This is a genomic window from Massilia sp. Dwa41.01b (assembly GCF_014171775.1).
In the GTDB taxonomy this organism is placed as follows: domain Bacteria; phylum Pseudomonadota; class Gammaproteobacteria; order Burkholderiales; family Burkholderiaceae_D; genus Telluria.
Map to the genome: position 1 here is coordinate 1,149,691 of NZ_CP050454.1, position 23,054 is coordinate 1,172,744.

Consider the following 23,054-nt stretch of genomic DNA (forward strand, 5'->3'; position numbering starts at 1 on the left):
ATTGGCAAGCGCATATATAATCGGCGCATGCTCAAACAACGAACCATCAAAGAACTGGTGCGCACCATCGGCGTCGGCCTGCATTCGGGCCGCAAGGTCGAGCTGACGCTGCGCCCGGCACCCAGCAATACCGGCATCGTGTTCCGCCGCGTCGACCTCGACCCGGTGGTCGAATTCCCATCGAGCGCGGAAGTGGTGGGCGATACGCGCATGGCCTCGGTGCTGGTCAAGAACGACGCCCGCGTGTCCACGGTCGAACACCTGATGTCGGCCTGTGCCGGCCTGGGCATCGACAACCTCTATATTGAAGTGACGGCCGAGGAAATCCCGATCATGGACGGCTCGGCCTCGTCCTTCGTCTTCCTGCTGCAGCAAGCCGGCGTGCAGGATCAGGATGCGCCGAAGAAATTCATCCGCGTGCTGAAGGAAGTCGAAGTGCGCCAGGGCACCGGCAATGCCGAAAAATGGGCGCGGCTGAAACCCCACGACGGCTTCAAGCTCGATTTCTTCATCGAGTTCAACCACCCGGCGGTGGACGGCACGACCCAGAACGCCTCGGTCGATTTCGCCCAGGTGTCCTACGTGCACGACGTGGCGCGCGCCCGCACCTTCGGCTTCATGCAGGATGTGGAAAGCCTGCGCGGCATGGGCCTGGCACGTGGCGGCTCGCTGGAAAACGCGATCGTGATGGACGAATACCGCATCCTGAATGCGGACGGCCTGCGCTACGACGACGAGTTCGTGCGCCACAAGATCCTCGACGCCATCGGCGACCTCTACCTGGTGGGCCACCCGCTGCTGGCGGCCTACGAGGCGCACAAGTCCGGCCACGCCCTCAACAACGACCTGCTGCGCGCCTTGCTGGCGCGGCCGGATGCCTACGAGATCGTGTCCTTCGACGCGCTCGAGGGCGCGCCGGCTTCGTATGTGAAGCAGATGAAGGAAGAGTGGGCCTGGAGCTGACGGGTGCGGCGTGACGGGAACCATGTGCTCGCCGTTTGACGGGCGCATTGGCGACGTAGGGTGGAGTCCTGACTCCACGCGGGGTCATCACATGATCAAAGGCGAAGTGCGCCATAGTCGAACCGATGAGACATCGTATTCGCAGGCGCACCGGCCGGTGCAAGGGCGCCGCTATCCGAAGGGTGGGACCGCGTGGAGTCAGGACTCCACCTACGGTTCTGCCTCGGCGGCCCCTGCCCTGGGCCCTTCGATCGGTTGCGCGGCGTTCAACCCGCGCGCCGCCTGGCGGCCAGCCGCTTGATCGCCGCCACCAGCGCCGCGTTCTGCGGCGTCTCCGGCAGGCTTTCTCCCAGTTCCTCGAACGCATCCACCGCCGTCGGCGGCAATTCCAGCACGCGCGTCTCTACCCGCTCGGGCATCGCGCGCGTCACCTGCACCTTCAGGCGCGTGGAGCTGACCTGCCAGCCGCGCCCGAGCAGGGTGGACTGCAGCTTGGGCAGTTGCTGCTTCAGGCGCGCGGCCACCGCCGAACTCGGCACGGTCAGCACCAGCACCCCCTCCGGAAGGACAGGACGTCGCAGTTGCCGAACATCGAGGGCAGGGCGGCGCCGACGTCGCGCTGCAGGTCGGCCATGCGCATGGCGGTCGGCAGCAGGCGCGCCATGCGTTCGTTCGAACGCAGGAAGTCGGTCGCCTCTTTCGACGTCTGGCGGTCGCGGGTGCCGTAGATATGCATGGGTCGGTGGAAGGTGGTGGCGCGGGGCGCGCCCGGAAGATCGGTGAAAACAGGCGCCAACATACCACAAGCCGGCACTTCCCGTAGCATGCGGCAGTGGACGATGCAATTTGATAACATTCTTTCGCGCACGAACCTTGTTATCTAGCCCACAACCCCCAAGTGTGGCCGGATCGCATGATAAAATCAGTCGCTTTTCGCCATAGGCGGTCTCAGGCCGGTATCTTTTTGATATCATCCTTGCTCTTTTAGCGGCGTCCTTTTTAAGAAACTTAGCATGTCATTACTGACCCAGATTTTCGGCAGCCGCAACCAGCGTCTGCTCAAGCAATACCAAAAAACCGTGCGTCAGATCAACGCGCTCGAGCCGGAGATGGAGAAGCTGTCGGACGCCGATCTCCAGGCCAAGACCCCCCAGTTCAAGGAACGCGTCGCCAATGGCGAGTCGCTCGACGACATCCTGCCGGAAGCCTTTGCCGTCTGTCGCGAAGCCGCGAAACGTGTGCTGAAGATGCGCCACTTCGACGTGCAAATGATCGGCGGCATGGTCCTGCACCAGGGCAAGATCGCCGAAATGGGCACGGGCGAAGGCAAGACCCTGATGGCAACCCTGCCGGTCTACCTGAACGCACTGTCGGGCAAGGGCGTGCACGTCATCACCGTCAACGATTACCTGGCCCAGCGCGACGCCGATTCGATGGGCCGCCTGTACGGCTGGCTCGGCCTCACCACGGGCGTGAACCTGTCGCAGATGGACCACGACAGCAAGCAGACCGCCTATGGTTCCGACATCACCTACGGTACCAACAACGAATTCGGTTTCGACTACCTGCGCGACAACATGGTCTACGAGGCGCGCGAACGCGTGCAGCGCGGCCTGAACTTTGCCGTGGTCGACGAAGTGGACTCGATCCTGATCGACGAAGCGCGTACGCCCTTGATCATTTCCGGCCAGGCCGAGAACCACACCGACCTGTACCACCGCATGAACGAGGTACCGCCGCAGCTGACCCTGCAGATCGGTGAAGAAACGCCGGACGGCAAGGGCGAGGTCGAAGTCCCGGGCGACTACACCAAGGACGAAAAAGCGCACACCGTGCTGCTGACCGAAGCCGGCCACGAAAAGGCCGAGGCCATCCTGACCAAAATGGGCCTGCTGCCGGAAGGCGCCTCGCTCTATGACGCAGCCAACATCACGCTGATCCACCACCTGTACGCGGCCCTGCGCGCGCACGTCCTGTACCACAAGGACCAGCACTACGTGGTGCAGAACAACGAAGTCACCATCGTCGACGAATTCACCGGCCGCCTGATGACGGGCCGCCGCTGGTCCGACGGCCTGCACCAGGCCGTGGAAGCCAAGGAAGGCGTGCGCATCCAGAACGAGAACCAGACCCTGGCCTCGATCACCTTCCAGAACTACTTCCGCATGTACACCAAGCTGTCCGGCATGACCGGTACCGCCGACACGGAAGCCTATGAGTTCCAGGAAATCTACGGCCTCGAAACCGTCGTCATCCCGCCGAACCGTCCTTCGCAGCGCAAGGACCGCCAGGACCAGGTGTACAAGTCGGCGCAGGAAAAGTACAACGCGATGCTCATCGACATCCGCGACTGCTACGAGCGCGGCCAGCCGGTACTGGTGGGTACCACCTCGATCGAGAACTCGGAACTGCTCTCAGGCATCCTGACCAAGGCCAAGCTGCCGCACAACGTCCTCAACGCCAAGCAGCACGCCCGTGAAGCGGAAATCATCGCCCAGGCGGGCCGTCCGAAGATGATCACGATCGCCACCAACATGGCCGGCCGCGGTACCGACATCGTCCTGGGCGGCAATGTCGAGAAGCAGATCCAGATCATCGAAGCGAACAACGAGCTCTCGGAAGCCGACAAGGCCGCCCAGTCGCAGAAGCTGATCGACGAATGGCAGTCGCTGCACGACCACGTGGTCGGCGCCGGCGGCCTGCACATCATCGGTACCGAGCGCCATGAGTCGCGCCGCGTCGACAACCAGCTGCGTGGCCGTTCCGGCCGCCAGGGCGACCCGGGTTCCTCGCGCTTCTACCTGTGCCTGGACGATCCGCTGCTGCGCATCTTCGCGGGCGACCGCGTGCGCGCCATCATGGAACGCCTCAAAATGCCGGAAGGCGAGCCGATCGAGGCGGGCATCGTGACCCGCTCCATCGAGACCGCCCAACGCAAGGTCGAGGCCCGCAACTTCGACATCCGCAAGCAGCTGCTCGAATACGACGACGTCGCCAACGACCAGCGCAAGGTGATCTACAGCCAGCGTAACGAGCTGCTGGAAGCGACCGACATCTCCGAGCTGATCGCCTCGCTGCGCGCCGGCGTGTTCACCGACGTCGTGCGCACCTACGTGCCCGCCGAGTCGGTCGAAGAGCAGTGGGACATCAAGTCGCTGCAGTCGGTGCTGGCTGCGGAATGGGCGCTGGACGTCCCGCTCGAGCAGATGCTGGTCGACGAGCCGAACCTGAACGACGACGACATCCTGGAAAAAGTGCTGGCCGCGGCCGACGCTTCCTACAACAGCAAGATCTCCATCGTCGGCAAGGATGCCTTCGGCGGCTTCGAGCGCAACGTCATGCTGCAAAGCGTCGATACCCACTGGCGCGAGCACCTGTCGGCGCTGGATCACCTGCGCCAGGGCATCCACCTGCGCGGCTACGCGCAGAAGAACCCGAAGCAGGAATACAAGCGCGAAGCCTTCGAACTGTTCGGCGCCATGCTGGACCAGATCAAGAACGAAGTCATCCGCACCGTGATGACCGTGCGTATCCAGACCCGCGAGGAAGTCGAGGCGGCGGAAGCGGCCATGGCGGCCCAGGCGGCGCACCTGGAAAACATCAACTACCAGCACGCCGACTTCAACCCGGCCGCGGCGCCGGAAGAATTGCTCGCACCGAACCCGACGGGCTCGTCGAGCGCGGTGGCGGCTGAAGACCACAGCACCTACATGGGCGTGAAAGTCGGCCGCAACGACCCTTGCCCTTGCGGCAGCGGCAAGAAGTTCAAGGCTTGCCACGGCAAGCTGGCGTAAGCAGCATTGCGTTTCGCATGAGCAAGAACGGCCGGAGCAATCCGGCCGTTTTTTTTGGCCGATGGGCTGCCTTGCCATGCCCCGCGCAATTGTTGTAAAAAGTGTAATTTCGTGAGATTTTGCGCGTTCGTAACGCGCTACAATCCGGCTCTTCGGTACGTCAAGACCATGGGAGAGGCGGGCATGCAGATCAACAGGACATTCGGCGCCTTGTGGCGCATCCACTCGGGACGCATCGCGCGCGCAGGCATGCTGGGTGTGGCAGCGCTGGCGCTGGGCATGGCGTCCGCCGCGGAGCTGCGCGATATCCCGGGCGCGAGCGACAGCCCGGTGGTGTCGCGCTACCAGGGCTCGATCCTGGACGCGGCCGGCGGCGAGCCGCTCGGGTTCACGCGGGTCGTCGACCTGGAGAAAGGCAAGCCGGTCCTGCGCCAGGTGGAAGGGCGCATCACCAATCGCTTCTACTTCGGACCGAAGGGCGCCGCTGCGCTGGAAGTGTTGCGCAATTATCGCCAGGCGCTCGAAGCGGCAGGCTTCCAGGTCGTCTACGCCTGCGAAGAACCCCAGTGCGTGAAGGACAAGGTCCAGAAGCTGGTGCAGGAACTGCCCAAGGAAGCCAGGGGAATCGGCAGCAATGTCATGGCCCGCAGCATGTTCAACAGCGGCTACCAGCCCGGCTTCAACCTGGTCAGCGCGCGCAAGGCGGCCGGAAGCGGCCATGTCTACGTGCAGGTCGCGATGTCCATCGATTCCGGGTCCGGCAAGACGGCTGGGCGTGTGCAGCAGCTGGTCCAGGTCGTGGAACCGGCCACCGCGCAGACCGGCAAGGTGACGGTCGATGCCAAGGCCATTGGAGACATCCTCAAGCGTGACGGCAAGATCGCCCTGTATGGCGTGAACTTCGATACCAACAAGGCCGTGCTGCGCCCCGACTCGGACGAGCAGCTCAAGCAGATGGCCGAAGCCCTGAAGGCGGCCCCGAACCTCAAGGTGTTCATCGTCGGCCACACCGACAACCAGGGCGACTTCGAGAACAACCTGGGACTGTCGCAGCGGCGCGCCCAGGCCGTGGCCGAGGCCCTGAGCACCCGCTACGGCATCGCCGCAAACCGCATGACGGCGCGCGGCGTTGCCAACCTGGCGCCGGTGGCATCCAACGAAGCCGACGACAGCCGCGCGCGCAACCGCCGCGTCGAGCTGGTGCTGCGTTGATGGGGAAAAGGATGAATCAGCATCGTATATTCCTTGCAGCCGTCTGCACGCTCGCGCTCGCGCAGGGCGCCGTTGCCGCGCCCGACAGCCGTTTCCTGATGCCGCCGGGGCTGTACCAGGTCGAGACCGTGAGCGACACCAGCCGCAGCGATGCCGCCGGCTCCCTGGACATCCGCAGCGTGACCGATCCCCGGACCGGCAACGTCGACAGCCGGTTCCGCCGCAGCGACGGCAGCCGCGGCAGCTACGCCGTGGCAGGGGAAGGGCCGCAGCGTGTCTGCATCCGCCCCGTCAAGACCGTCGACATCCCGAGGGAGCTGCTCAAGGACGGCTGCAAGGCGGCCAAGGGCGAAGTCGTGGGTGACAGCATGGTCTCGGTCAACGATTGCCCGTGGGGCCGGATCAAGACCACGCTGCGCCGGCTCGACGAGAAGACCTGGGAGTCGGTGACCGAATCGGTCATCAAACGGCCGCCGCTGGGCTCCGAAGCGGCGGGCGGCCTGCCCTTCCTGCGTGCGATGGCCGAGAAGATGGCGCGGGAAGGCAATGCCCAGGAACGCGCCGAAGCCCAGCGCTCGCTGGCCCTGTTCAAGCAGATGCAGGCCAGCGCCAGCGAGATGGGGCAGGCCGACATACCGCCCGAGGCAGCGGCGGCCATGCGCTCCGGCAGGGGCGCGCTGGAGCAGAAAACGGTGCAGCGCCTGACCCGCATCGGCGCCTGCCAGGGGTGATCGAGGCAATAACGGCGTCCCGAGGGACGCCGCTGCCGGGCCGCGGGACAACCCGCGCTTTACCAGGCCATCTTGTTCCAGGTATTGTCCCCAACGATCCCATCCACGCCCAGGCCCTTGGCGCTCTGGAAGCTGCGTACCGCGCTGTTGGTGCCCGAACCGAAGATGCCGTCCACTACCAGGCCATAGCCGCTTTCGTTGAGCTGGCTCTGGACGGCGCGCACCTTGGCGCCCGAGTCGCCCTGCTGGGTGACGATGGTCAGGGCCGGCCAGGTGGCGTTGCCGACGACGCCGTCGGCGCCCAGGCCGTGCGAGGACTGGAAGTTCTTGACGGCGTTCTGGGTGGCCGTGTCGAAGCTGCCGTTCACCGTCAGGCTGTAGCCCCATTGCTGCAGCAGGTACTGGATGGTACGCACGCGCTCGCCCGTGTTGCCGTACTGGACCAGCGGCCAGGACAGGGTGCTGCCGGTGCCGCCGCCACCGCTGGTGCCGCCGGCGACCAGGGTCTTGTAGCGCGGCCAGTCCCAGCCCGAACCCGGGTCGGTGTGGCTCTGGCCGGCGTAGTTGACGTGGCCCTTGACGTTGTAGAGCGAGTCGGAAGGCACCGCGTTCCAGCCGCTGCTGCCGTTGTAGACCTTCTGCGCCAGCCCGCGCGAGGCCAGGATGTCGCGCGTCAGTGCCGCCGAGGCGTTGTACATGGCGCTCGTGTACCAGGTGGCCGGGGCGTTGACATAGCCCTCGTGCTCGATGCCGACTGTGTAGCCGTTCGAGTTCCCGACGTGCCAGGCCTTGCTCGACTCGCGTACCATCTGCGTCACCTGGCCGTCCGAGGAGCGGATCACGTAGTGGGCGGAGACGCCCGCGCTGCAGTTCTGGAACCAGGAAATCGAGCCGGCGTAGGAGCCCTGGGTCGTGTGGATGGTCACGTGGGTGACCGAGGCGGTGCGCGCCGAGTAGTTGCAGCTGGCCGCCGGGTTCCAGATCGCCGGCGGGTAGTCGGTCGAGGCGGCGGCGGGGAGGGCCTGCATGCCGAGGGCGGCAAGGGCCAGGCCTGCAAGCAAGCCGTTCATGCTCTTTTTCATGGTATGTCCTGAGGAGGGTGGCTTACTCGTTGTAGGCGGGGGTGTCGACGAAGTCCGGTGCCGAGATCTTCGGATCGGGCACGCCGGTCTCTAAAGTGATGCGGCGCGCCGACAGCTTCCTCAGCTTGTCCTTGCCATAGACTTTTTCCATCTCGACGTGGCGCTGGCCGATCTTGTAGCCGCTGCCCTCGCGGCCCTGGCGGATCGCGGTCAGGATTTCATAGGTGTAGATTTGCGCCACTTCCGGCTGCGGGATGCCGCTGTAGCGGGCAACCGCGCTTTCCCATTGTTCGATCGGGAAGTTCTTCGTCTTGCGCGCGGCGTACTGCGAGAGCAGGGCGGCCGCGGCGCGGATGTTGCTGCGCACGTCAGTCATGACGACATCGGGCGAGACGCGGATCAGGGCCGCGCCCTGCGTGAGCGAGGTGCCGAAATAGGTGTCGTTGCGCAGGCCCATGATGCCGTAGGTGGGCGGCATGCCGCCGTGCGGGTCGGTGTCGATTTCGATTTGCGGCTCGTCGCTTTTCTTCAGCTGGCCTTTCGGTACGTGCGCAATCCAGCGGCTTTCCGCGTAGGCGATCGACTCGAGCAGTTCGACCGGGACGTTGAACTCTTTCGACGCCTCCCTGAAATACTGCTGATAGCGTTTCGCTGCGGCGCTCAGTTCGCGCGGCTGGCCATCGGCGAATGCGGATGGCGCGGCCATGGTGCCGGCGCACAGCGCGACGAGCAGCCGCGCCTTTATCGTTAGCTTCATTTTCCGTCTCCTGTCATGCATGTTATTAGCCCGTGGAGTGGGCACCTACCCGGCACCGAGGGCAACTCGGCAGGCCAGGTGCGATCGAGTATATGTACGCCTGGAGGGCGCACAATTGGCGTGCGACTCTCCCTACGGGGAGTTGACAAAGGGAGATGATTGGCGTTACGGATGAGTACAAAAGGCCGGCAGCGGCGGCGCGGCGTGGGGTGCATGGAACAGGGTCGCGCCCATCGCAGGGTGCGCGCAGTACAATATCGGATTCGACAACATTCCCAGAGAACCGCCATGGCCGTGAATTCCCCCCTGCCCGTCGCCGCCGACCTGAAACCGGTCGCCGGCTTCGAGATCGGCTTTGCCCAAGCCGGCATCAAGAAGCCCAACCGCAAGGACCTGCTGGTCATGAAGCTGGCCGACGGTGCCACCGTTGCCGGCGTGTTTACCCTGAACCGTTTCTGCGCCGCGCCGGTGCAGGTCAGCAAGGCCAACCTCGCCGCTGTCGGCAATGGCGGCGCGCCGATCCGCGCGCTCGTGGTCAACACGGGTAACGCGAATGCCGGCACGGGCGAGCCGGGCCTGGCCAATGCGCAGGCCACCTGCGCGGAAGTAGCGCGCCTGCTCGGCTGCGAAGCGCAGCAGGTGCTGCCGTTTTCGACCGGCGTGATCCTGGAACCGCTGCCGCTCGCGAAGATCGTCGCCGGCCTGCCGCAGGCGGTCGACAGCCTGACGGCGGATAACTGGTTCAATGCCGCCGAAGCGATCATGACCACCGACACCCAGCCGAAGGCGGCGTCCCGCACGGTCACCATCGGCGGCCACACGGTCACGATGACCGGCATCAGCAAGGGCGCAGGCATGATCAAGCCGAACATGGCGACCATGCTGGGCTACCTGGCTTTTGATGCGAAAGTGGCGCAGCCGGTGCTGGACGAACTGGTGAAGTATGCGGCCGACCAGTCGTTTAACAGCATCACCATCGACGGCGACACCTCGACCAACGATTCCTTCATGCTGATCGCCACCGGCGCCGGCAGCCTGGTCGTGAACGAAGCTTCCGGCGCCGACTACGAAGCCCTGCGCGATGCCGTCACCGATATTTCGCGCAACCTGGCGCAGCAGATCATCCGCGACGGCGAAGGCGCGACCAAGTTCATCACCATCACGGTGGAAGAGGGCCGTAGCCTGGAAGAGTGCCGCAAGATCGCCTACGCGATCGCCCACTCGCCGCTGGTGAAAACCGCCTTCTTCGCGTCCGACCCGAACCTGGGCCGCATCCTGGCCGCCGTCGGCTATGCCGGCGTGGACGACCTCGACGTGACCAAGCTCGATCTGTACCTGGACGATGTCTGGGTCGCCAAGGCCGGCGGGCGCAATCCGGACTACCAGGAAGCGGACGGCCAGCGCGTGATGAAGCAGTCGGAAATCACGGTCCGCGTCACGCTCAAGCGCGGCGACGCATCGGCCACCGTCTGGACCTGCGACCTGTCGCACGACTACGTCAGCATCAACGCCGACTACCGCTCGTAAGCGCGCCGCTGCCATGACATCGCTCGACCAGCTACTCCAGCGTCTTGACGGCCTGGTGACGCGGGTCGAGGCGCTGCTGCCGCCGGCCCAGCCGCGCGAGCCGGACTGGAAGCACGGTTTTGCTTTCCGCTGGCGCCGCCGTGCCGGCGGCGGGCATGTGCTGCAGCCGGTGGCCCATGCGGCCTCCATCCGCTTCGACGACCTGCAGCATATCGAAACGCAGAAGCACAGGATCGAGCAGAACACGCGCCAGTTCGTGGCGCGCCGTCCAGCCAACAACGTGTTGCTGACGGGCGCACGCGGCACCGGCAAGTCTTCCCTGATCAAGGCTTGCCTGAACGGCTTTGCCGGCCAGGGCCTGCGCCTGATCGAAGTCGACAAGGCCGACCTGGCCGACCTGCCCGACATCGTCGACCTCGTCGCAAGCAGGCCGGAACGCTTCATCATCTTCTGCGACGATCTGTCATTCGAGGAAGGCGAGGCCGGCTACAAGGCGCTGAAGGTGGCGCTCGACGGCAGCATCGCCACCCAATCGGACAATGTGCTGATCTACGCGACCTCGAACCGGCGCCACCTGATGCCAGAGAAGATGTCGGACAATGCGGCGTATTCGACCTCGGACGATGGCGACCTGCACCCGGGCGAAACGGTCGAAGAGAAGATTTCGCTGTCCGAGCGCTTCGGGCTGTGGCTGTCCTTCTACCCCTTCAAGCAGGACGATTACCTGGGGATCGTGGCGCACTGGCTGGCCAGTTTCGGGTGCACGCCGGAGCAGATCGCGGCGGCACGGCCGCTGGCGCTGCAATGGGCCCTGGGGCGCGGCTCGCGCTCGGGCAGGGTGGCCTGGCAGTTTGCGAAGGATTATGCGGGCAAGCTCGCCACGGAACCGGATCGTCAATGAACGTAGGGTGGGCACCTGTGCCCACGCGGTATGGCACGGTAGTGATATCGAAGAGACAATAGAAATGTATGGGCGGGCGTTTAGGGTACAAACCTTAATTCGACTTGCAACAGTGCCATACCGCGTGGGCTCAAGAGCCCACCCTACGAACCATTCGCCAAGCTTATCCCCCTCATCCATTTTGTATCGCCCGCCGCAACACCCCGCGTGCCGGCCGCTCCAGGCTGGCGTACAATATCGGGTTTCCCGGACCGGACCAGCCCATGCAACAAGCGACCACCCGGCCGATCGATGTGGCGGTCGGCATCCTGATGCGCCCGAACGGCGACGTGCTGCTGGGCCAACGCCCGGCGGGCAAGCCGTATGCGGGCTACTGGGAGTTCCCTGGCGGTAAAGTCGAGCCGGGCGAGGATATTTTTCACGCGCTGCAGCGCGAGTTTGTCGAGGAACTGGGCGTGCAGATCCTCAGCGCCACCGAATGGTGCGGGGTCGAACACGTCTACGAGCACGCCCATGTGCGGCTCCACTTTTTCATCAGCCGCGACTGGCGCGGCGAACCGCAAAGCCTGGAAGGCCAGGCCTTTGCGTGGCAAGGGGCAGTCGGCGTTACCCCGCTGCTGCCCGCTACCATTCCCTTGCTCGAGTGGCTCGATCAGCTGCGCTACGCAAGATAAAAAGCAGTCAACCAATCTGTTGAAGGATCTTCGTGAAAATCATCGTCTTGGGTAGTGGCGTCATCGGCACCACCACTGCGTATTACCTGGCCCAGTCCGGGCATGATGTCACCGTCATCGACCGCCAGCCGGCCGCCGGCATGGAAACGAGTTATGGCAACGCCGGCGAGATCTCGCCCGGCTATGCTTCGCCCTGGGCCGGTCCCGGCGTGCCGGCGAAAGCCGTCAAGTGGCTGATGATGCAGCACAGCCCCCTGGTCGTGCGGCCGAAGCTCGATCCGAACCAGTGGCGCTGGATGCTCTCGATGCTGGCCAACTGCAACCACAAGAGCTATGCGATCAACAAGGGTCGCATGGTGCGCCTGGCCGAGTACAGCCGCGACGTCCTCGTCCAGCTGCGCAAGGACACCAGCATCGCCTACGACGAGCGCAGCCAGGGCACCCTGCAGCTGTTCCGCACCCGGAAGCAGCTGGACGGCGCCGCCACCGACATCGCCGTGCTCGAGCAGTACGGCGTGCCTTATGAAGTGCTCGATCCGGCCGGCTGCGAAGCCTATGAGCCGGCACTGGCCAAGGTGCGCGGCAAGTTCGTCGGCGGCCTGCTGCTGCCGAACGACGAGACCGGCGACTGCTTCAAGTTCACCCAGAAGCTGGCCGGGATGGCCAAGGAACTGGGCGTGAAATTCCGCCACGGCGTCGAGATCAAGCGGCTGTCCGTCGAGGGCGACAAGGTCACGGGCGTGGTCACCTCGCAGGGCGAATTGAAGGCCGATACCTTCATCCTGGCGCTGGGCAGCTATTCGCCCTTCGTCCTGAAACAGATCGGCATCAGGATTCCGGTCTATCCGGTCAAGGGCTATTCGATCACGGTGCCGATCACGGATGCCGCCGGTGCGCCGGAATCGACGGTCATGGACGAGACCTTCAAGGTGGCGATCACGCGCCTGGGCGACCGTATCCGCGTCGGCGGCACTGCGGAACTCGCCGGCTACGACCTGACCCTGCACAAGGCACGCCGCGACACGCTGGAACACTCGGTCACCGACCTGTTCCCGCAGGGCGGCGATGTGTCGAAGGCCGAGTTCTGGTGCGGCCTGCGTCCGATGACGCCGGACGGCACCCCGGTGGTCGGTCCGACCCCTTACCGCAACCTGTTCCTCAATACCGGCCACGGCACCCTGGGCTGGACCATGGCCTGCGGTTCCGGCCGCGTGCTGGCCGACATCGTTTCGGGACGCCAGCCGGAAATCGGCCTCGAAGGCCTGTTCATGGACCGCTACGGCCGCGTCAACAAACCGGTGCTGGTGCCGGGCGGGATCAGCGTTACGGCATGACGCGTAGGGTGGGCACCCGTGCCCACGCGGTACGGGCGTGTCCTCGCATCGCATACGGCGAATCGTCGCTCGTGAGCGGAGGCGTCAACGTTTTCGCTTGCCATGTGAGCGATATCTCGTCGCAGTGGGCAAAAGGATGCGTGCGTAACCGCGTGGGCACGGAGTGCCCACCCTACTAACTACCTGAACAGGCGCCGTTCGCTGCGCTGGCGGCGCAGCCGGCGGCGTTCGCGCCAGTCGCGCCAGGCCTGTTTGGGATCGTCGCAGCCGCGGCAGTTACCGCAATCGGCACACTGGCACACATCGCAGGCCCAATCGGCGTTCCTGCAGGACAGGTCCTGCAAGTCGCACGACAGGTCGGGCAGGCAGGCGCCGTCGCAGGGGAGATCGCAGACTCCGCGCTGGTGATGCAGCACCGGATTGGGCACCACGGGACGGCGGCGATGGGTCTCGCCGCACAGGCGCAGGCGGCGCCGCAACAGCGCCACACCCCACCACACACCGAACCGTTCGATCACGCGATAGCCATGGGCCGAGCAGCTGGCCTGGCCGGTGGCGCAGCGGTAGGCGCAGGAAAACCCTTTATGCGGGGATAGAAAGCGCTGGTAGCCGCGGATCGCGGATAAAGCCAGGCTGGCAAGCAATCCGGGCTGGGTCGCCAAGCTCAGTGCGTTTCGTCGTCGAGCGGATTGTCCTGCAACTCGTTCGGCGCGGCACCCGGGATGGTGTATTTTTCTTCGGCCCAGGCACCCAGGTCGATCTGTTTGCAGCGCTCCGAGCAGAAGGGACGGTACTTGTTCTCAGGCGTCCATTCGACTTTCTTGGCGCAGGTGGGGCAGGCTACAACGGTCATGGCGGTACTTTTTAAACTCGGCGCGAAAACTTAGAAATTACAGAGCGTCAGCTCGAAAGGCACGTCTTCTTCCAGCGAGCGCGGCTTGAGGTCGCCGTCCTGGCTGGTGAAGCGCACCCACAGCATGTACTTGTTGGCGGAAATCTCGGGGATTGCACCCAGCGACTCGTCCAGGCCGAGGCGCAGCATGTGGTAGATCTTGCCTTGCAACATTTGCTGGTAGCTGCCGGAGACCGCGACCATCTTGCTCGGACGGCCCGAGTCGCGCAGCAGGCGCAGCACCAGGGCAAGGGCGTCGAACAGCGGCGCCAGCGGCCCGAACCAGCCCATGATGTCGGCGTGGCGCTGCTCGGCAGGGCGCTTTTGCCAGGCGTAATACGAAGGCAGGTCGAATTCGCAGGCGCCGCCGGGAATGATGGTGCGGCCGCGGATGCTCATCAGCCATTCGTTGTCGCGCACGTTCTGGCCGGTCTTGCCCTGGCTGCCCACGAGGGCGCTGCTGACCTGGTCGAGTTCGGACAGGATGGCGTCGAGCGCGTCGGCCGCCACCGCCGGGTTGCTGCGGTAGGTGAGCAGGCTCTGCTTTTGACGTTCGATTTCCTGCAGCAGGTCGGACTTCAGGTCGGCGCGGCCGGCCACTTCCAGCATGTCGAAGATCGTCGCGAGCGCGACGTGGTGCTGCATCGGATGGTCCTGTTGTACGAAGAACTTGAATTTCTCGTACAGGTCCTCCAGCCGCAACAACGTGCGAATGCGCTCGTTGAAAGGATATTCGTAGACGATCAAAGTGACATTCCCCTGAATGTGGGCTGGCGAGCAACTCCGTGATTCTGAACCATGCGCAGCAAAATTACAAACTCCGCTGCGTTGTAGCGGACAGGCGGGCGGCCTCGGCCAGGTAAAAGGCATGCAGGCGCTCCACCTGGGGCGCCAGCGCATCGATGCCGTTGTCGTTGACGACCACGTCGTCGGCCGCCGCCAGGCGCTGTTCGCGCGTCACCTGCGCCGCCATGATGGCGCGCACTTGAGCTTCGGATAAGCCATTCCTTGCCATCACGCGCGCCACCTGCGTCGCTTCGCTGCAGTCGATCGCCAGCACCCGCGTCACGCGTTCGCGCCAGGTGCCGGACTCGATCAGGAGCGGCACCACGTAGATGACATAGGGACCGGTGGCAAGGGCCGCGGACGCCGCGGTGGCCTCGCGGATACGCGGATGCAGGATCGCTTCCAGGCGGGCGCGGGCGCCCGGGTCGGCAAACACCAGCTCGCGCATCTTCGCGCGGTCGAGGGCACCCTCGGGCGTGGCGAAGCCGTCGCCGAACTCGGCCAGCAGGGCCGGCATGGCGGCGCCGTGCGGCGCGGTGAGGGCGTGGGCGATCTGGTCGGTGTCGACAAGCGTCGCGCCGAGCGCGCCGAACATGTCGGCCACGGTCGTCTTGCCGCAACCGATGCCGCCGGTCAGGCCGACGGAAAAAGCGGTGGGAGCGGTCGCAGGGGGCATGTCAGGCCGCCAGGGAACTGCTGCAGGCCGGCCGTCAGTTGCGGCCCGTAGAGCAGGGCGATCAGGCCGGCGGCTGCCAGGTAGGGCCCGAACGGGATCGGATTGTCGCGGCCGCGGCGAGCGAACACGATCAGGCTGATGCCGACGACAGCGCCCACCACCGAGGACAGCAGGATGATGGCCGGCAGCATCTGCCAGCCGAGCCAGGCGCCGAGCGCGGCCAGCAGCTTGAAGTCGCCATAGCCCATGCCTTCCTTGCCGCGCACCAGCTTGAAGATCCAGTACACGCTCCACAGCACCAGGTAGCCGGCGGCCGCGCCAATGACGGCGTCGCGCAGCGGCACGAAGGTCCCGTTCAGGTTGACCAGCAGGCCCGCCCACAGCAGCGGGTAGGTGAGGTCGTCGGGCAGCAGCTGGGTGTCGAAGTCGATGAAGGTCATCGCAATGAGCAGGTAGAGGAACAGCAGCGTCGCCAGGCCGGCGATGCCGCTGCCGAAGGTCCAGACCAGCAGGGCCGACAGTATCCCGGTCAGCAGTTCGACGGCCGGGTAGCGCGGCGAGATCGGCGCCTTGCAGTTGCGGCATTTGCCGCGCAGCGCCAGCCAGCTGACCACGGGAATGTTCTCGAGCGCGCTGATCTGGTGGCCGCAGTGCGGGCAGGCCGAGCGTGGCACCATCAGGTTGTAGCGGTCCGTGTGCGGCAATTCCTTGCCGCTCTCGTGGGCGACATAATTGTCCGATTCGCGCTGCATCATCTTCGGCACGCGGTGGATCACCACGTTCAGGAAGCTGCCGATCAGGAGGCCGAACAGGCCGGCCACCAGGGTAGGGCCAAACGATGCCGGGTCGGCGAAGAGAAGAGTTTCCAAAGGCTGGCTTCCGAAAAGATGAATGGTTCCGTAGATCAATCTATTTTAGGGGTTTTCGGCCGTTTTGGCGAAGCCGCCGTCGCTTGCGGGCGCCGCCGCTGCCACGTATGTCGCATGGATGCGCCAGGCTTGCGAGGTAGGCCAGGCTGTATTCCTTGCCGACGCGTGCACCTGGGCGGTTTTGTACCGACAGGGCAGCATGGGTACTTGCCTGTTTTCCTGCCCGCCTGCATGCCATCCTTGACGCATGCCTGCATAAACTGTAGTTAAAATAGGTTATGTGGGTTATGATGAGGGTGATCGAACCGATCTAATCTCAGCAGGAGGGAGCATGCGCACACTGGAATACGAGGGCCCCGGTATCTCGGCCCTGGCGGGCGACCCCGACGAGGTCGGCCGGCGCCTGCACCAGGTCGATCCAAAACAGGCGGTGGCGGTCGCCATCACCCACGTCACACCGCGCGAAGCGGCGGCGATCGCGGAAACGTTTGCCAGCATAGCCGACCTCGTGAAAACCATCGTCGGCAAGCACCACCGCGCATCGCTCGAAGCGATCGTCGAGGCGCTGGTGCCGAAGGCGCCGCCGACGCCGAACGAATTGCGCGAAGCGGCCATGCTGGCGCGGGCGCGCACCGCCGTGATCGACAGCGGCGACTGGATGACGGCGGCCGAGATCGCCTCGGCGGCAGGCTTCAGCACCACCAACACCAGCGCCCAGCCCAATAAATGGAAGCGCGAGCGCAGCATCTTTGCGATCCGCCACAACGGCATCGATTATTTCCCCAGCTACGGCCTCGACCCGCAGGCCGGCTACCGGCCGCGCAAGGCGCTGGCACAGCTCATCAAGACCTTCGGCGACACCAAGGATGCCTGGGGGCTGTCGTATTGGTTCATGTCCGCAAACAGTTTTCTTGGTGGCAAAGCTCCGCGCGAGCTGATCGCCACCGACCCCGAGCGCGTGATCGCGGCTGCCGCCGACGAAGTGGCCGGCGTGGCGCATGGTTAAACGGCCGGCCGCCAGGCCGGACGCGCGCAAGCCGGGTCTTGGAACGCCTGACAAACTGTCAGAGCAAGGCGCAGCGACGAAGACAGTCCACTCGTACGGCAAGGCGCTGCAACGCAGCCATGACGGTTTGTCAGGCGTTCCTGAACCAGGTCCGGACGGGAAGGCCGTCATCCCGGGCGTGGCCATCGCGCCGCCGCCCACCCTGCACCTGTCGACCACGCGCTGGCCGGCAGGCAGCATCCTCCATCGCGTGCATGCCGACGCCTACGGCGCCGTCGAATTCAACCCTGGCCTGAAGGGCAACGCGCGCTTCAGTCCGGTCAAGGATGCCGCCGGCAGACCGATTCCCACCCTGTATGGCGGCGCCAGCTTTGCCTGCGCGGCGATGGAATCGGTGTTCCACGACGTTCCCTTCGCACCGGGCTTCAAGTTCTATGACAAGGGCAAGCTCGCCGGCCAGGTGCATTCGCAATTCGACGCGAGCGAAGACCTGCTGCTGGCCGACCTCGGCAGCCGCGCCTTGCGCAAGCTCGGCGCACTGCGCAGCCAGTTGATCGACACCGAGAAAGACCAGTATCCGACCACGCGCCTGTGGGCCGAAGCGATCCATGCCGCCCACCCGCAGGTACAGGGGCTGTGCTGGATTTCGCGCCAGGACGACAGCGCCCGTGCCGTCGTCCTGTTCGGCGACCGCGTCGGTGAGGGGCTGCTGCGCCAGAGCGCGCCCTCGCGCAGCCTGGCGAACGATCCGCAAGCCTATGGCGAGCTGCTGGCGCTGGCCGAGCAGATCGGCGTCGATATCGTGCCGGGCCGCAGCTAGCGTCGCGGGCGCGCCGAGCAGGCGCCGGCAGGGGACAGTAGAATGCAGCACACCTGATTCACTCCCCGCACGTTTTTCAGCGGCACCTTCTTTACCCGATATCGACATGAAACTATCCCAACGCGCCCAGTCCATCGATCCCTTCTTCGCCATGGAATTCGGCAAACGCGCCGCGGTCCTGGAGGCGCAGGGACACCGGGTCATCAAGCTCAGCCTGGGCGAGCCCGATTTCGGCCCGCCGCCCGCCGTGCTGGAGGCCGCGCGCGAGCTCGTCGGCGGCGCGCTGCCCTATACCGCGGCGCTCGGCACGCCGGCCCTGCGTGCGGCGATTGCCGGCTTCTACCTGCGCGAGCATGGCGTGACGATCGATCCGAACCGGATCATCGTCACCGCCGGGGCCTCGGCGCGTTGCTGCTGGTGACGGCGGCGCTGGTCGATGCCGGCGACGAAGTCATCGTCGGCGACCCTTCGTATCCATGCAACCGCCAGTTCCTCAGCAGCTTCGGCGCCCGGTGAAACTGGTCGCGACCGATGCCGCCAGCCGCTTCCAGCTCAGCCGCGACAGCGTGCGTGCCAACTGGACGGCGCAGACCCGCGGGCTGATGATCGCCACTCCCTCCAACCCGACCGGCACCTCGGTAAGCCCTTCCGAATTGCGCGCCATCTGCGACTGGGCGCGAGAGCACGGCGCCTGGCGCATCGTCGACGAGATCTACCTGAACCTGGGCGACCGCGACGAAGCCGGCCGGCCGCCGCAGACGGTGCTGGCCTTCGACGACGGCGCCATCGTCATCAACAGCTTCTCGAAGTATTTCGGCATGACCGGCTGGCGCCTGGGCTGGACGGTGGTGCCGGAAGCAATGGTGCCGACCATGGAGCGCCTGGCGCAGAACTACTATATTTGCCCATCAACCCTGTCGCAGGGCGCGGCGCTGGCCTGCTTCACGGCCGAATCGCTGGACGTCTGCGAAGCGCGCCGGGTCGAGTTCGCCCGCCGCCGCGCGCTGGTGCTCGCAGGTCTCGCTGGCATCGGCCTGCCGGTGCCGGTGCCGCCGGACGGCGCCTTCTACGTGTATTTCGATGTGAGCGGAACGGGCCTCACGGCACGGGAATTCTGCGAGCGCGCCCCGAAGAGGTGCATGTGGCGCTCACGCCGGGCAAGGATTTCGGCCATGTCGGCGCCGATCGTTACGTGCGCCTGTCGTATGCGACCAGCGCGGAGAACCTGCAGGAAGCTGTGCGGCGCCTCGGAACGTTCATGGCGGGTCTGCACAGCGCCTGAGCGGCCGCGGCTGGCGGCGCCCGCCAGCGGCCCATCGCGCCCGTCGTTTGCGCGCCATCATCGAACGCATTGACGACCGGAGCGGGCGGATCGTGGCCTGTTCCGTCCTTGTGTCCAGGTGGCTCGCCGTTAAAAAAAAGGCCGAGCCCAGCGGCTCGGCCTCCATTTCCCGCAAGTGTTGTAGGTTCTCAGAATACTTCGCAGTAGCCGCCCGCTCGTTCAAAAGTACTTCTCAGGTATCTCGCAACATTTTTTCTCATAAAACCTCGCAGTTTTTCAACTACGGCGGCGGGAAGCATGCAATCTGGCACCGAAGCATGCGAACATCGACGCGTCCTCACCGCTTTGTGTAGCGGAGCTACGGTGAGAACAGGTGAGTAGCTCGGCTATACGAAAGGTTCGATTCGCGCTGCTCACACTGGGACACGATCGACCCAACGATCCTCGAGACCGATACGTCCTGACACGATTGCTGTGTTCAGCTAAATGAGCGAGGCAAGACAGAACCGAGCAGCCAAATCACGGAGGTAGTAGATGTTTTTAGAATCGGGTAGAGATATCGCGCAAAAGATTCAAGCGTTGATGGATGAGGAAATTTCTCAGCCACTGAGGTTGGCGGTCGCGTTTTGGGGCGCCGGCGCCGACTATCGACTACGGGGCGCTTGCAAGATCATCTGTGACCTGGAATCAGGTGCATGTAACCCGTCAGTGATCAGATCTCTGCTCGATCGAGAAAATTGTGTCACTTTGAAACTCAACGGTCTGCATGCCAAGGTGGTGATCGGGTCGGCAGGGGCAGTGGTGTCATCGGCAAATATGTCGACCAATGGTTTGGGTGCTGAAGGAGCCGATTCTAGCGGTACGATCGAGGCCGGATATTTTGTGCCCCCATCCACGCCCGACTATCAAAGGATGACCACATGGTTCGATCGACAATGGATGCAGGCGACACCGATAACCGAACGCGATCTCGCCGTGGCAGAGGCAAGGTGGGAATTCCGTAATCGTACGATGCCCGAAGACGTCGTTCCCAGCGCTGTCTCGACCATTCCTTCCTTTGACATCGATCCTTTCAGCTTATTGGAAGAGCAGATCGACGCAGACGATCGTTTGCGTGCCGTGAAGCCCGAGGTCTTCGCTTTGTTGAAGGTCGAACTGCCCAGCGTCGACAATCGCCGGCTCGGCAAGATAGCGACTTGGGCATGCCACCTCCTCTTGAACCAAGCGGGCTCGGGACGAGATCACTCTGCCGGTGACGGTGAAGCGCGCGGCCCGGCAACCGACGAGTGGATCGTCGGTCGATTTGGAACACAAAAGCGTTTGGAAACCGTTGCGAGCGTCGTCACTCTGCTGGAAACGATCTCTCGCTCGCCATCATTCTCGCGCGATGTCCGACGTGCGGCGACACGAGCATTGTCGGTGCAACCTTGGGGATGACCTGTACGGTGGGCCTGAGAGTTTGCGCCATTGTCCGTCTTGCCAGCGTTCGACGGAGAATCGATGCCAGCGCCGGTAGCGACGGATGCGCGTGTTCCAGGTGTGAAGGCCGGAGATCCCTACGCCGCCAAGGCGCGGCATTGAGCCGCCTCCGAATCGCTTCCGTGGGGGGCGCATGTCCCGCAATGCTGGCGGCAATGATGCCCCGCTCACTTCCCAGGCTAGCGCGGTAGCGGCGGAGGCATGAGCTAGGGATCTTAGTGCCCGCTTGCACAATCTGTGTTGGTGCTGCACCCCCAACGGGGAAGCTCAGCCTTTTCGGCTAAGATACGTCCTCAAGTTCATCCGGTCAGACGATCCATAAGTAAGTAAGCAGCCATGCCTAGAGCCAAGAATCAACGCACTCGTGTTCAAAAAACAGTAATGCTCGATACCAATTTATGGCGATATCTTTCCGATTTTGGAGGATTTGAACGAGTAATGTCGGTCGCGCAAGAAAATCGCGTGGCAATTTCTGTAGCCCCTGGTACAGTTTTCGAAATAAGAGAGTTGAAGGACGATGCAACAAGGAAGGCTATGCTGAGATTAGCGGCCGACCCTCGACTGAACCGGCTTATGCCAGAAGCATATTCGGAGGCAGAAGACTTCAAAAGCGAAGTCCGCCGCTTGCGTCCTAAATGGCTTCGGGAAAACCCAAATATGAAAGAGGTCAATCGACTGAAATATAGCTGGACACGTGTAAAAGGAGGCTTTTGGGAGCGTGCGCGGCTCGACATCGCTCCTCCAGTGACCGATGAATCGATGCGTGGCGCTACAGAAGTCGATGCAGCGCGTAGGGAGGCAATCGCGCTACGCGAAATCGTCAAAACGCAATATAAGCCCCAAGAGGCCGAGATACCGCTGACGAGCGTCTACTACGCTCCGCCCGATGATTCTTGGGCCCATCCAGTTGAATACTGGCGGGCCGGGGCGTGCTATATATGGACATCTGAGCTGATGTATTACACGAGTCCCTACCGGGAATGGATTGATGGCGAAGTTGATCACATAGAAATGCTTTGGGATTCACAGAGCTTTAAGAGCTTCTGGTATTACGAGGTCAAAGCCGAGAATATGAAACGGCAGTGGTTGCGTGGCGCGTTTGAATACTTGCAGCGCTGGTATAAAGTGACCTCGGGTACCCCAGGTGATTCTCTTCTCGCGTCGCATTTAGCGGAAGTTGACTCCGTCCTCTCCGCAGACAAGAATTTTGTACGGTTCGCCGAACGCTGTCATAAGGAAGCGCCATTCAAAACCGCTACGGCGATAAAGATTGCTGCAGGGGCGGCTACGGCAGACGAAATATGCGCGGCACTCAACGATATTGGGAAGGCATCCTTGAGCGATTAGCATCGCAAGGCAGATTGGACCGATCCGTACAACCAAATGACGCTCTTTACAGTAGCAGCAAATAAATATTTTGGAGAGTGAGTTACTGCGCAGTAGCTCTACGTCTGATAGTAGATAAAGCTACTACGAGCTACGTGAGAACACCGCGAATTCACTGAAGTTTTTCAGGCATTGTGAAGTATTCTGAGCACCTACACCGGCGATATGTAGGGACTCACGACATCTCGCAGTAGTTCCCCTCGAAACGGCCACCATTTCTCGGATACCTCGCAGTGCATATTCTCATAAAACCTCGCATTTTTTGAAATGCGAGGAGGAGAAGATTGCCAATCCGAACGCAAGACGCGACGCAGTCAGCAGGACGTGAAGCCCAGTTCAAGTAGCCGACTTGCTCGGCTGCCCTTGAAGAGGATCTGAGGTACGCTTCCAGCCAGTGGAACATATCCTGCAATGAGAACTTGCAGTTGCCGTAGGTTTCAGGCATGTCTCGCACTCTCATCCGTTGATTCCCCGGCGCCGGAGCTTAGCCGCGCCAGCCGTTACCTGGCGCGGTTAAGACTATCCTCAGAGGGCGGTGATGTTGTTTCCCTCGCGATCATACGTTTCTGACGATCCGCAAGCCGGGCAGCTATCGTGGGCCGGGAAGTTGCTCGCCTCGAGTACAAAGAATCCATCGGTGTTAATGCTGTCGACTTCGCACTCACTGAGCCAAGGCGCGTTTTCGGTCAGCCACTGCGGGTCGGCCGGCGGCGTGATCGTCACCCTTTCGAGCTCTCCGTCGAATTCATCCCCGACCCACTCCGGCTCGATGTTCTCGTCAGTGAGCCTGGTGTACGGCAGATCTATGGTCACGGTGCCGTGGCAATTGCGATCGGTGCCGTCCGGGCAGTGTGCTTCAATGCGCATGATGTAGTCCTCCTTG

General features: G+C 63.6%; 22 protein-coding genes and 1 pseudogene. 13 read left to right on the forward strand and 10 right to left on the reverse strand.

The genetic code is table 11. From position 1 onward, the window contains the following. Positions 1–27: 27 nt before the first annotated feature. Entirely contained in the window at positions 28–963 is a 936-nt protein-coding gene (gene lpxC, locus G4G28_RS05320) for a UDP-3-O-acyl-N-acetylglucosamine deacetylase (protein ID WP_182991138.1), read from the forward strand. Positions 964–1,229: 266 nt separating this feature from the next. On the opposite strand, the gene G4G28_RS27985 is transcribed toward lpxC, so the two are convergent. Both G4G28_RS27985 and G4G28_RS27990 read right to left on the reverse strand, forming a co-directional pair. Continuing rightward, positions 1,230–1,517: a hypothetical protein gene (locus tag G4G28_RS27985; protein WP_308601808.1), complete on the reverse strand. Its 288-nt coding sequence runs from the start codon at positions 1,515–1,517 to the stop codon at positions 1,230–1,232. Further along, on the reverse strand, positions 1,505–1,699 hold the full coding sequence (locus G4G28_RS27990; protein ID WP_308601809.1) for a hypothetical protein: 195 nt from the start codon (positions 1,697–1,699) through the stop codon (positions 1,505–1,507). The genes G4G28_RS27985 and G4G28_RS27990 overlap by 13 nt, the downstream gene beginning before the upstream one ends. Before the next feature lie 277 nt (positions 1,700–1,976). Between G4G28_RS27990 and secA the strand changes: the two genes are divergently transcribed. The 3 genes from secA to G4G28_RS05340 all read left to right on the forward strand — a co-directional run bounded on the left by secA (position 1,977) and on the right by G4G28_RS05340 (position 6,700). Further along, positions 1,977–4,757, forward strand: a complete 2,781-nt coding sequence (gene secA / locus G4G28_RS05330) for a preprotein translocase subunit SecA (RefSeq protein WP_182991140.1) — start codon at positions 1,977–1,979, stop codon at positions 4,755–4,757. 183 nt (positions 4,758–4,940) lie between these two features. Next, positions 4,941–5,969 (forward strand): OmpA family protein, encoded by a 1,029-nt coding sequence (locus G4G28_RS05335; protein WP_182991141.1) that lies wholly within the window; start codon positions 4,941–4,943, stop codon positions 5,967–5,969. Between the two features lie 11 nt (positions 5,970–5,980). Beyond that, a complete protein-coding gene (locus G4G28_RS05340; protein WP_183108112.1) occupies positions 5,981–6,700 on the forward strand; it encodes a hypothetical protein in 720 nt (239 codons plus the stop codon). Positions 6,701–6,759: 59 nt separating this feature from the next. Here G4G28_RS05340 and G4G28_RS05345 read toward each other — a convergent pair whose 3' ends face one another. Together G4G28_RS05345 and G4G28_RS05350 are read right to left on the reverse strand one after the other, a co-directional pair. Next, the gene (locus G4G28_RS05345; protein WP_182991143.1) at positions 6,760–7,782 is read right to left on the reverse strand and encodes a peptidoglycan-binding protein; all 1,023 of its coding nucleotides are present in this window, start codon (positions 7,780–7,782) and stop codon (positions 6,760–6,762) included. Between the two features lie 22 nt (positions 7,783–7,804). Next, entirely contained in the window at positions 7,805–8,539 is a 735-nt protein-coding gene (locus tag G4G28_RS05350) for a transglycosylase SLT domain-containing protein (RefSeq protein ID WP_182991144.1), read from the reverse strand. Positions 8,540–8,827: 288 nt separating this feature from the next. Here G4G28_RS05350 and argJ point away from each other — a divergent pair, with 288 nt between their 5' ends. The 4 genes from argJ to G4G28_RS05370 all read left to right on the forward strand — a co-directional run bounded on the left by argJ (position 8,828) and on the right by G4G28_RS05370 (position 12,975). Next, positions 8,828–10,066, forward strand: coding sequence for a bifunctional glutamate N-acetyltransferase/amino-acid acetyltransferase ArgJ (argJ, locus tag G4G28_RS05355; RefSeq protein WP_182991145.1), 1,239 nt, complete (start codon positions 8,828–8,830; stop codon positions 10,064–10,066). 13 nt (positions 10,067–10,079) lie between these two features. Further along, on the forward strand, positions 10,080–10,967 hold the full coding sequence (locus G4G28_RS05360) for an ATP-binding protein (RefSeq protein ID WP_182991146.1): 888 nt from the start codon (positions 10,080–10,082) through the stop codon (positions 10,965–10,967). A 263-nt stretch (positions 10,968–11,230) separates the two neighbouring features. After that, on the forward strand, positions 11,231–11,641 hold the full coding sequence (locus G4G28_RS05365; RefSeq protein WP_182991147.1) for an NUDIX domain-containing protein: 411 nt from the start codon (positions 11,231–11,233) through the stop codon (positions 11,639–11,641). A gap of 32 nt (positions 11,642–11,673) precedes the next feature. After that, complete coding sequence (locus tag G4G28_RS05370; RefSeq protein WP_182991148.1) at positions 11,674–12,975, forward strand: D-amino acid dehydrogenase; 1,302 nt, start codon at positions 11,674–11,676, stop codon at positions 12,973–12,975. A 179-nt stretch (positions 12,976–13,154) separates the two neighbouring features. Here G4G28_RS05370 and yidD read toward each other — a convergent pair whose 3' ends face one another. The 5 genes from yidD to G4G28_RS05395 all read right to left on the reverse strand — a co-directional run bounded on the left by yidD (position 13,155) and on the right by G4G28_RS05395 (position 16,198). Further along, complete coding sequence (yidD, locus tag G4G28_RS05375) at positions 13,155–13,637, reverse strand: membrane protein insertion efficiency factor YidD (RefSeq protein ID WP_182991149.1); 483 nt, start codon at positions 13,635–13,637, stop codon at positions 13,155–13,157. Between the two features lie 2 nt (positions 13,638–13,639). Beyond that, complete coding sequence (yacG, locus tag G4G28_RS05380; RefSeq protein WP_182991150.1) at positions 13,640–13,828, reverse strand: DNA gyrase inhibitor YacG; 189 nt, start codon at positions 13,826–13,828, stop codon at positions 13,640–13,642. A gap of 30 nt (positions 13,829–13,858) precedes the next feature. Then, the gene (gene zapD, locus G4G28_RS05385; RefSeq protein ID WP_182991151.1) at positions 13,859–14,614 is read right to left on the reverse strand and encodes a cell division protein ZapD; all 756 of its coding nucleotides are present in this window, start codon (positions 14,612–14,614) and stop codon (positions 13,859–13,861) included. Between the two features lie 64 nt (positions 14,615–14,678). Further along, positions 14,679–15,329: a dephospho-CoA kinase gene (gene coaE / locus G4G28_RS05390; protein ID WP_183108113.1), complete on the reverse strand. Its 651-nt coding sequence runs from the start codon at positions 15,327–15,329 to the stop codon at positions 14,679–14,681. Beyond that, a complete protein-coding gene (locus tag G4G28_RS05395; RefSeq protein ID WP_183108114.1) occupies positions 15,287–16,198 on the reverse strand; it encodes an A24 family peptidase in 912 nt (303 codons plus the stop codon). Before G4G28_RS05395 ends, coaE begins: the two co-directional genes overlap by 43 nt. A gap of 331 nt (positions 16,199–16,529) precedes the next feature. On the opposite strand from G4G28_RS05395, the gene G4G28_RS05400 reads away from it, so the two are divergent. The 5 genes and pseudogenes from G4G28_RS05400 (at position 16,530) to G4G28_RS05420 (ending at position 22,132) form a co-directional block, all read left to right on the forward strand. Further along, positions 16,530–17,204 (forward strand): hypothetical protein, encoded by a 675-nt coding sequence (locus G4G28_RS05400; RefSeq protein ID WP_182991154.1) that lies wholly within the window; start codon positions 16,530–16,532, stop codon positions 17,202–17,204. Next, on the forward strand, positions 17,197–18,024 hold the full coding sequence (locus G4G28_RS05405) for an RES family NAD+ phosphorylase (RefSeq protein ID WP_182991155.1): 828 nt from the start codon (positions 17,197–17,199) through the stop codon (positions 18,022–18,024). The genes G4G28_RS05400 and G4G28_RS05405 overlap by 8 nt, the downstream gene beginning before the upstream one ends. A 106-nt stretch (positions 18,025–18,130) precedes the next feature. Beyond that, positions 18,131–19,306 (forward strand): annotated as a pseudogene (locus tag G4G28_RS05410) (aminotransferase class I/II-fold pyridoxal phosphate-dependent enzyme). A gap of 534 nt (positions 19,307–19,840) precedes the next feature. Beyond that, a complete protein-coding gene (locus tag G4G28_RS05415; protein ID WP_182991157.1) occupies positions 19,841–20,743 on the forward strand; it encodes a phospholipase D family protein in 903 nt (300 codons plus the stop codon). A 423-nt stretch (positions 20,744–21,166) separates the two neighbouring features. After that, a complete protein-coding gene (locus tag G4G28_RS05420; protein WP_183108115.1) occupies positions 21,167–22,132 on the forward strand; it encodes a hypothetical protein in 966 nt (321 codons plus the stop codon). Positions 22,133–22,696: 564 nt separating this feature from the next. On the opposite strand, the gene G4G28_RS05425 is transcribed toward G4G28_RS05420, so the two are convergent. Then, positions 22,697–23,038, reverse strand: coding sequence for a hypothetical protein (locus G4G28_RS05425; RefSeq protein ID WP_182991159.1), 342 nt, complete (start codon positions 23,036–23,038; stop codon positions 22,697–22,699). Positions 23,039–23,054: the final 16 nt, after the last annotated feature.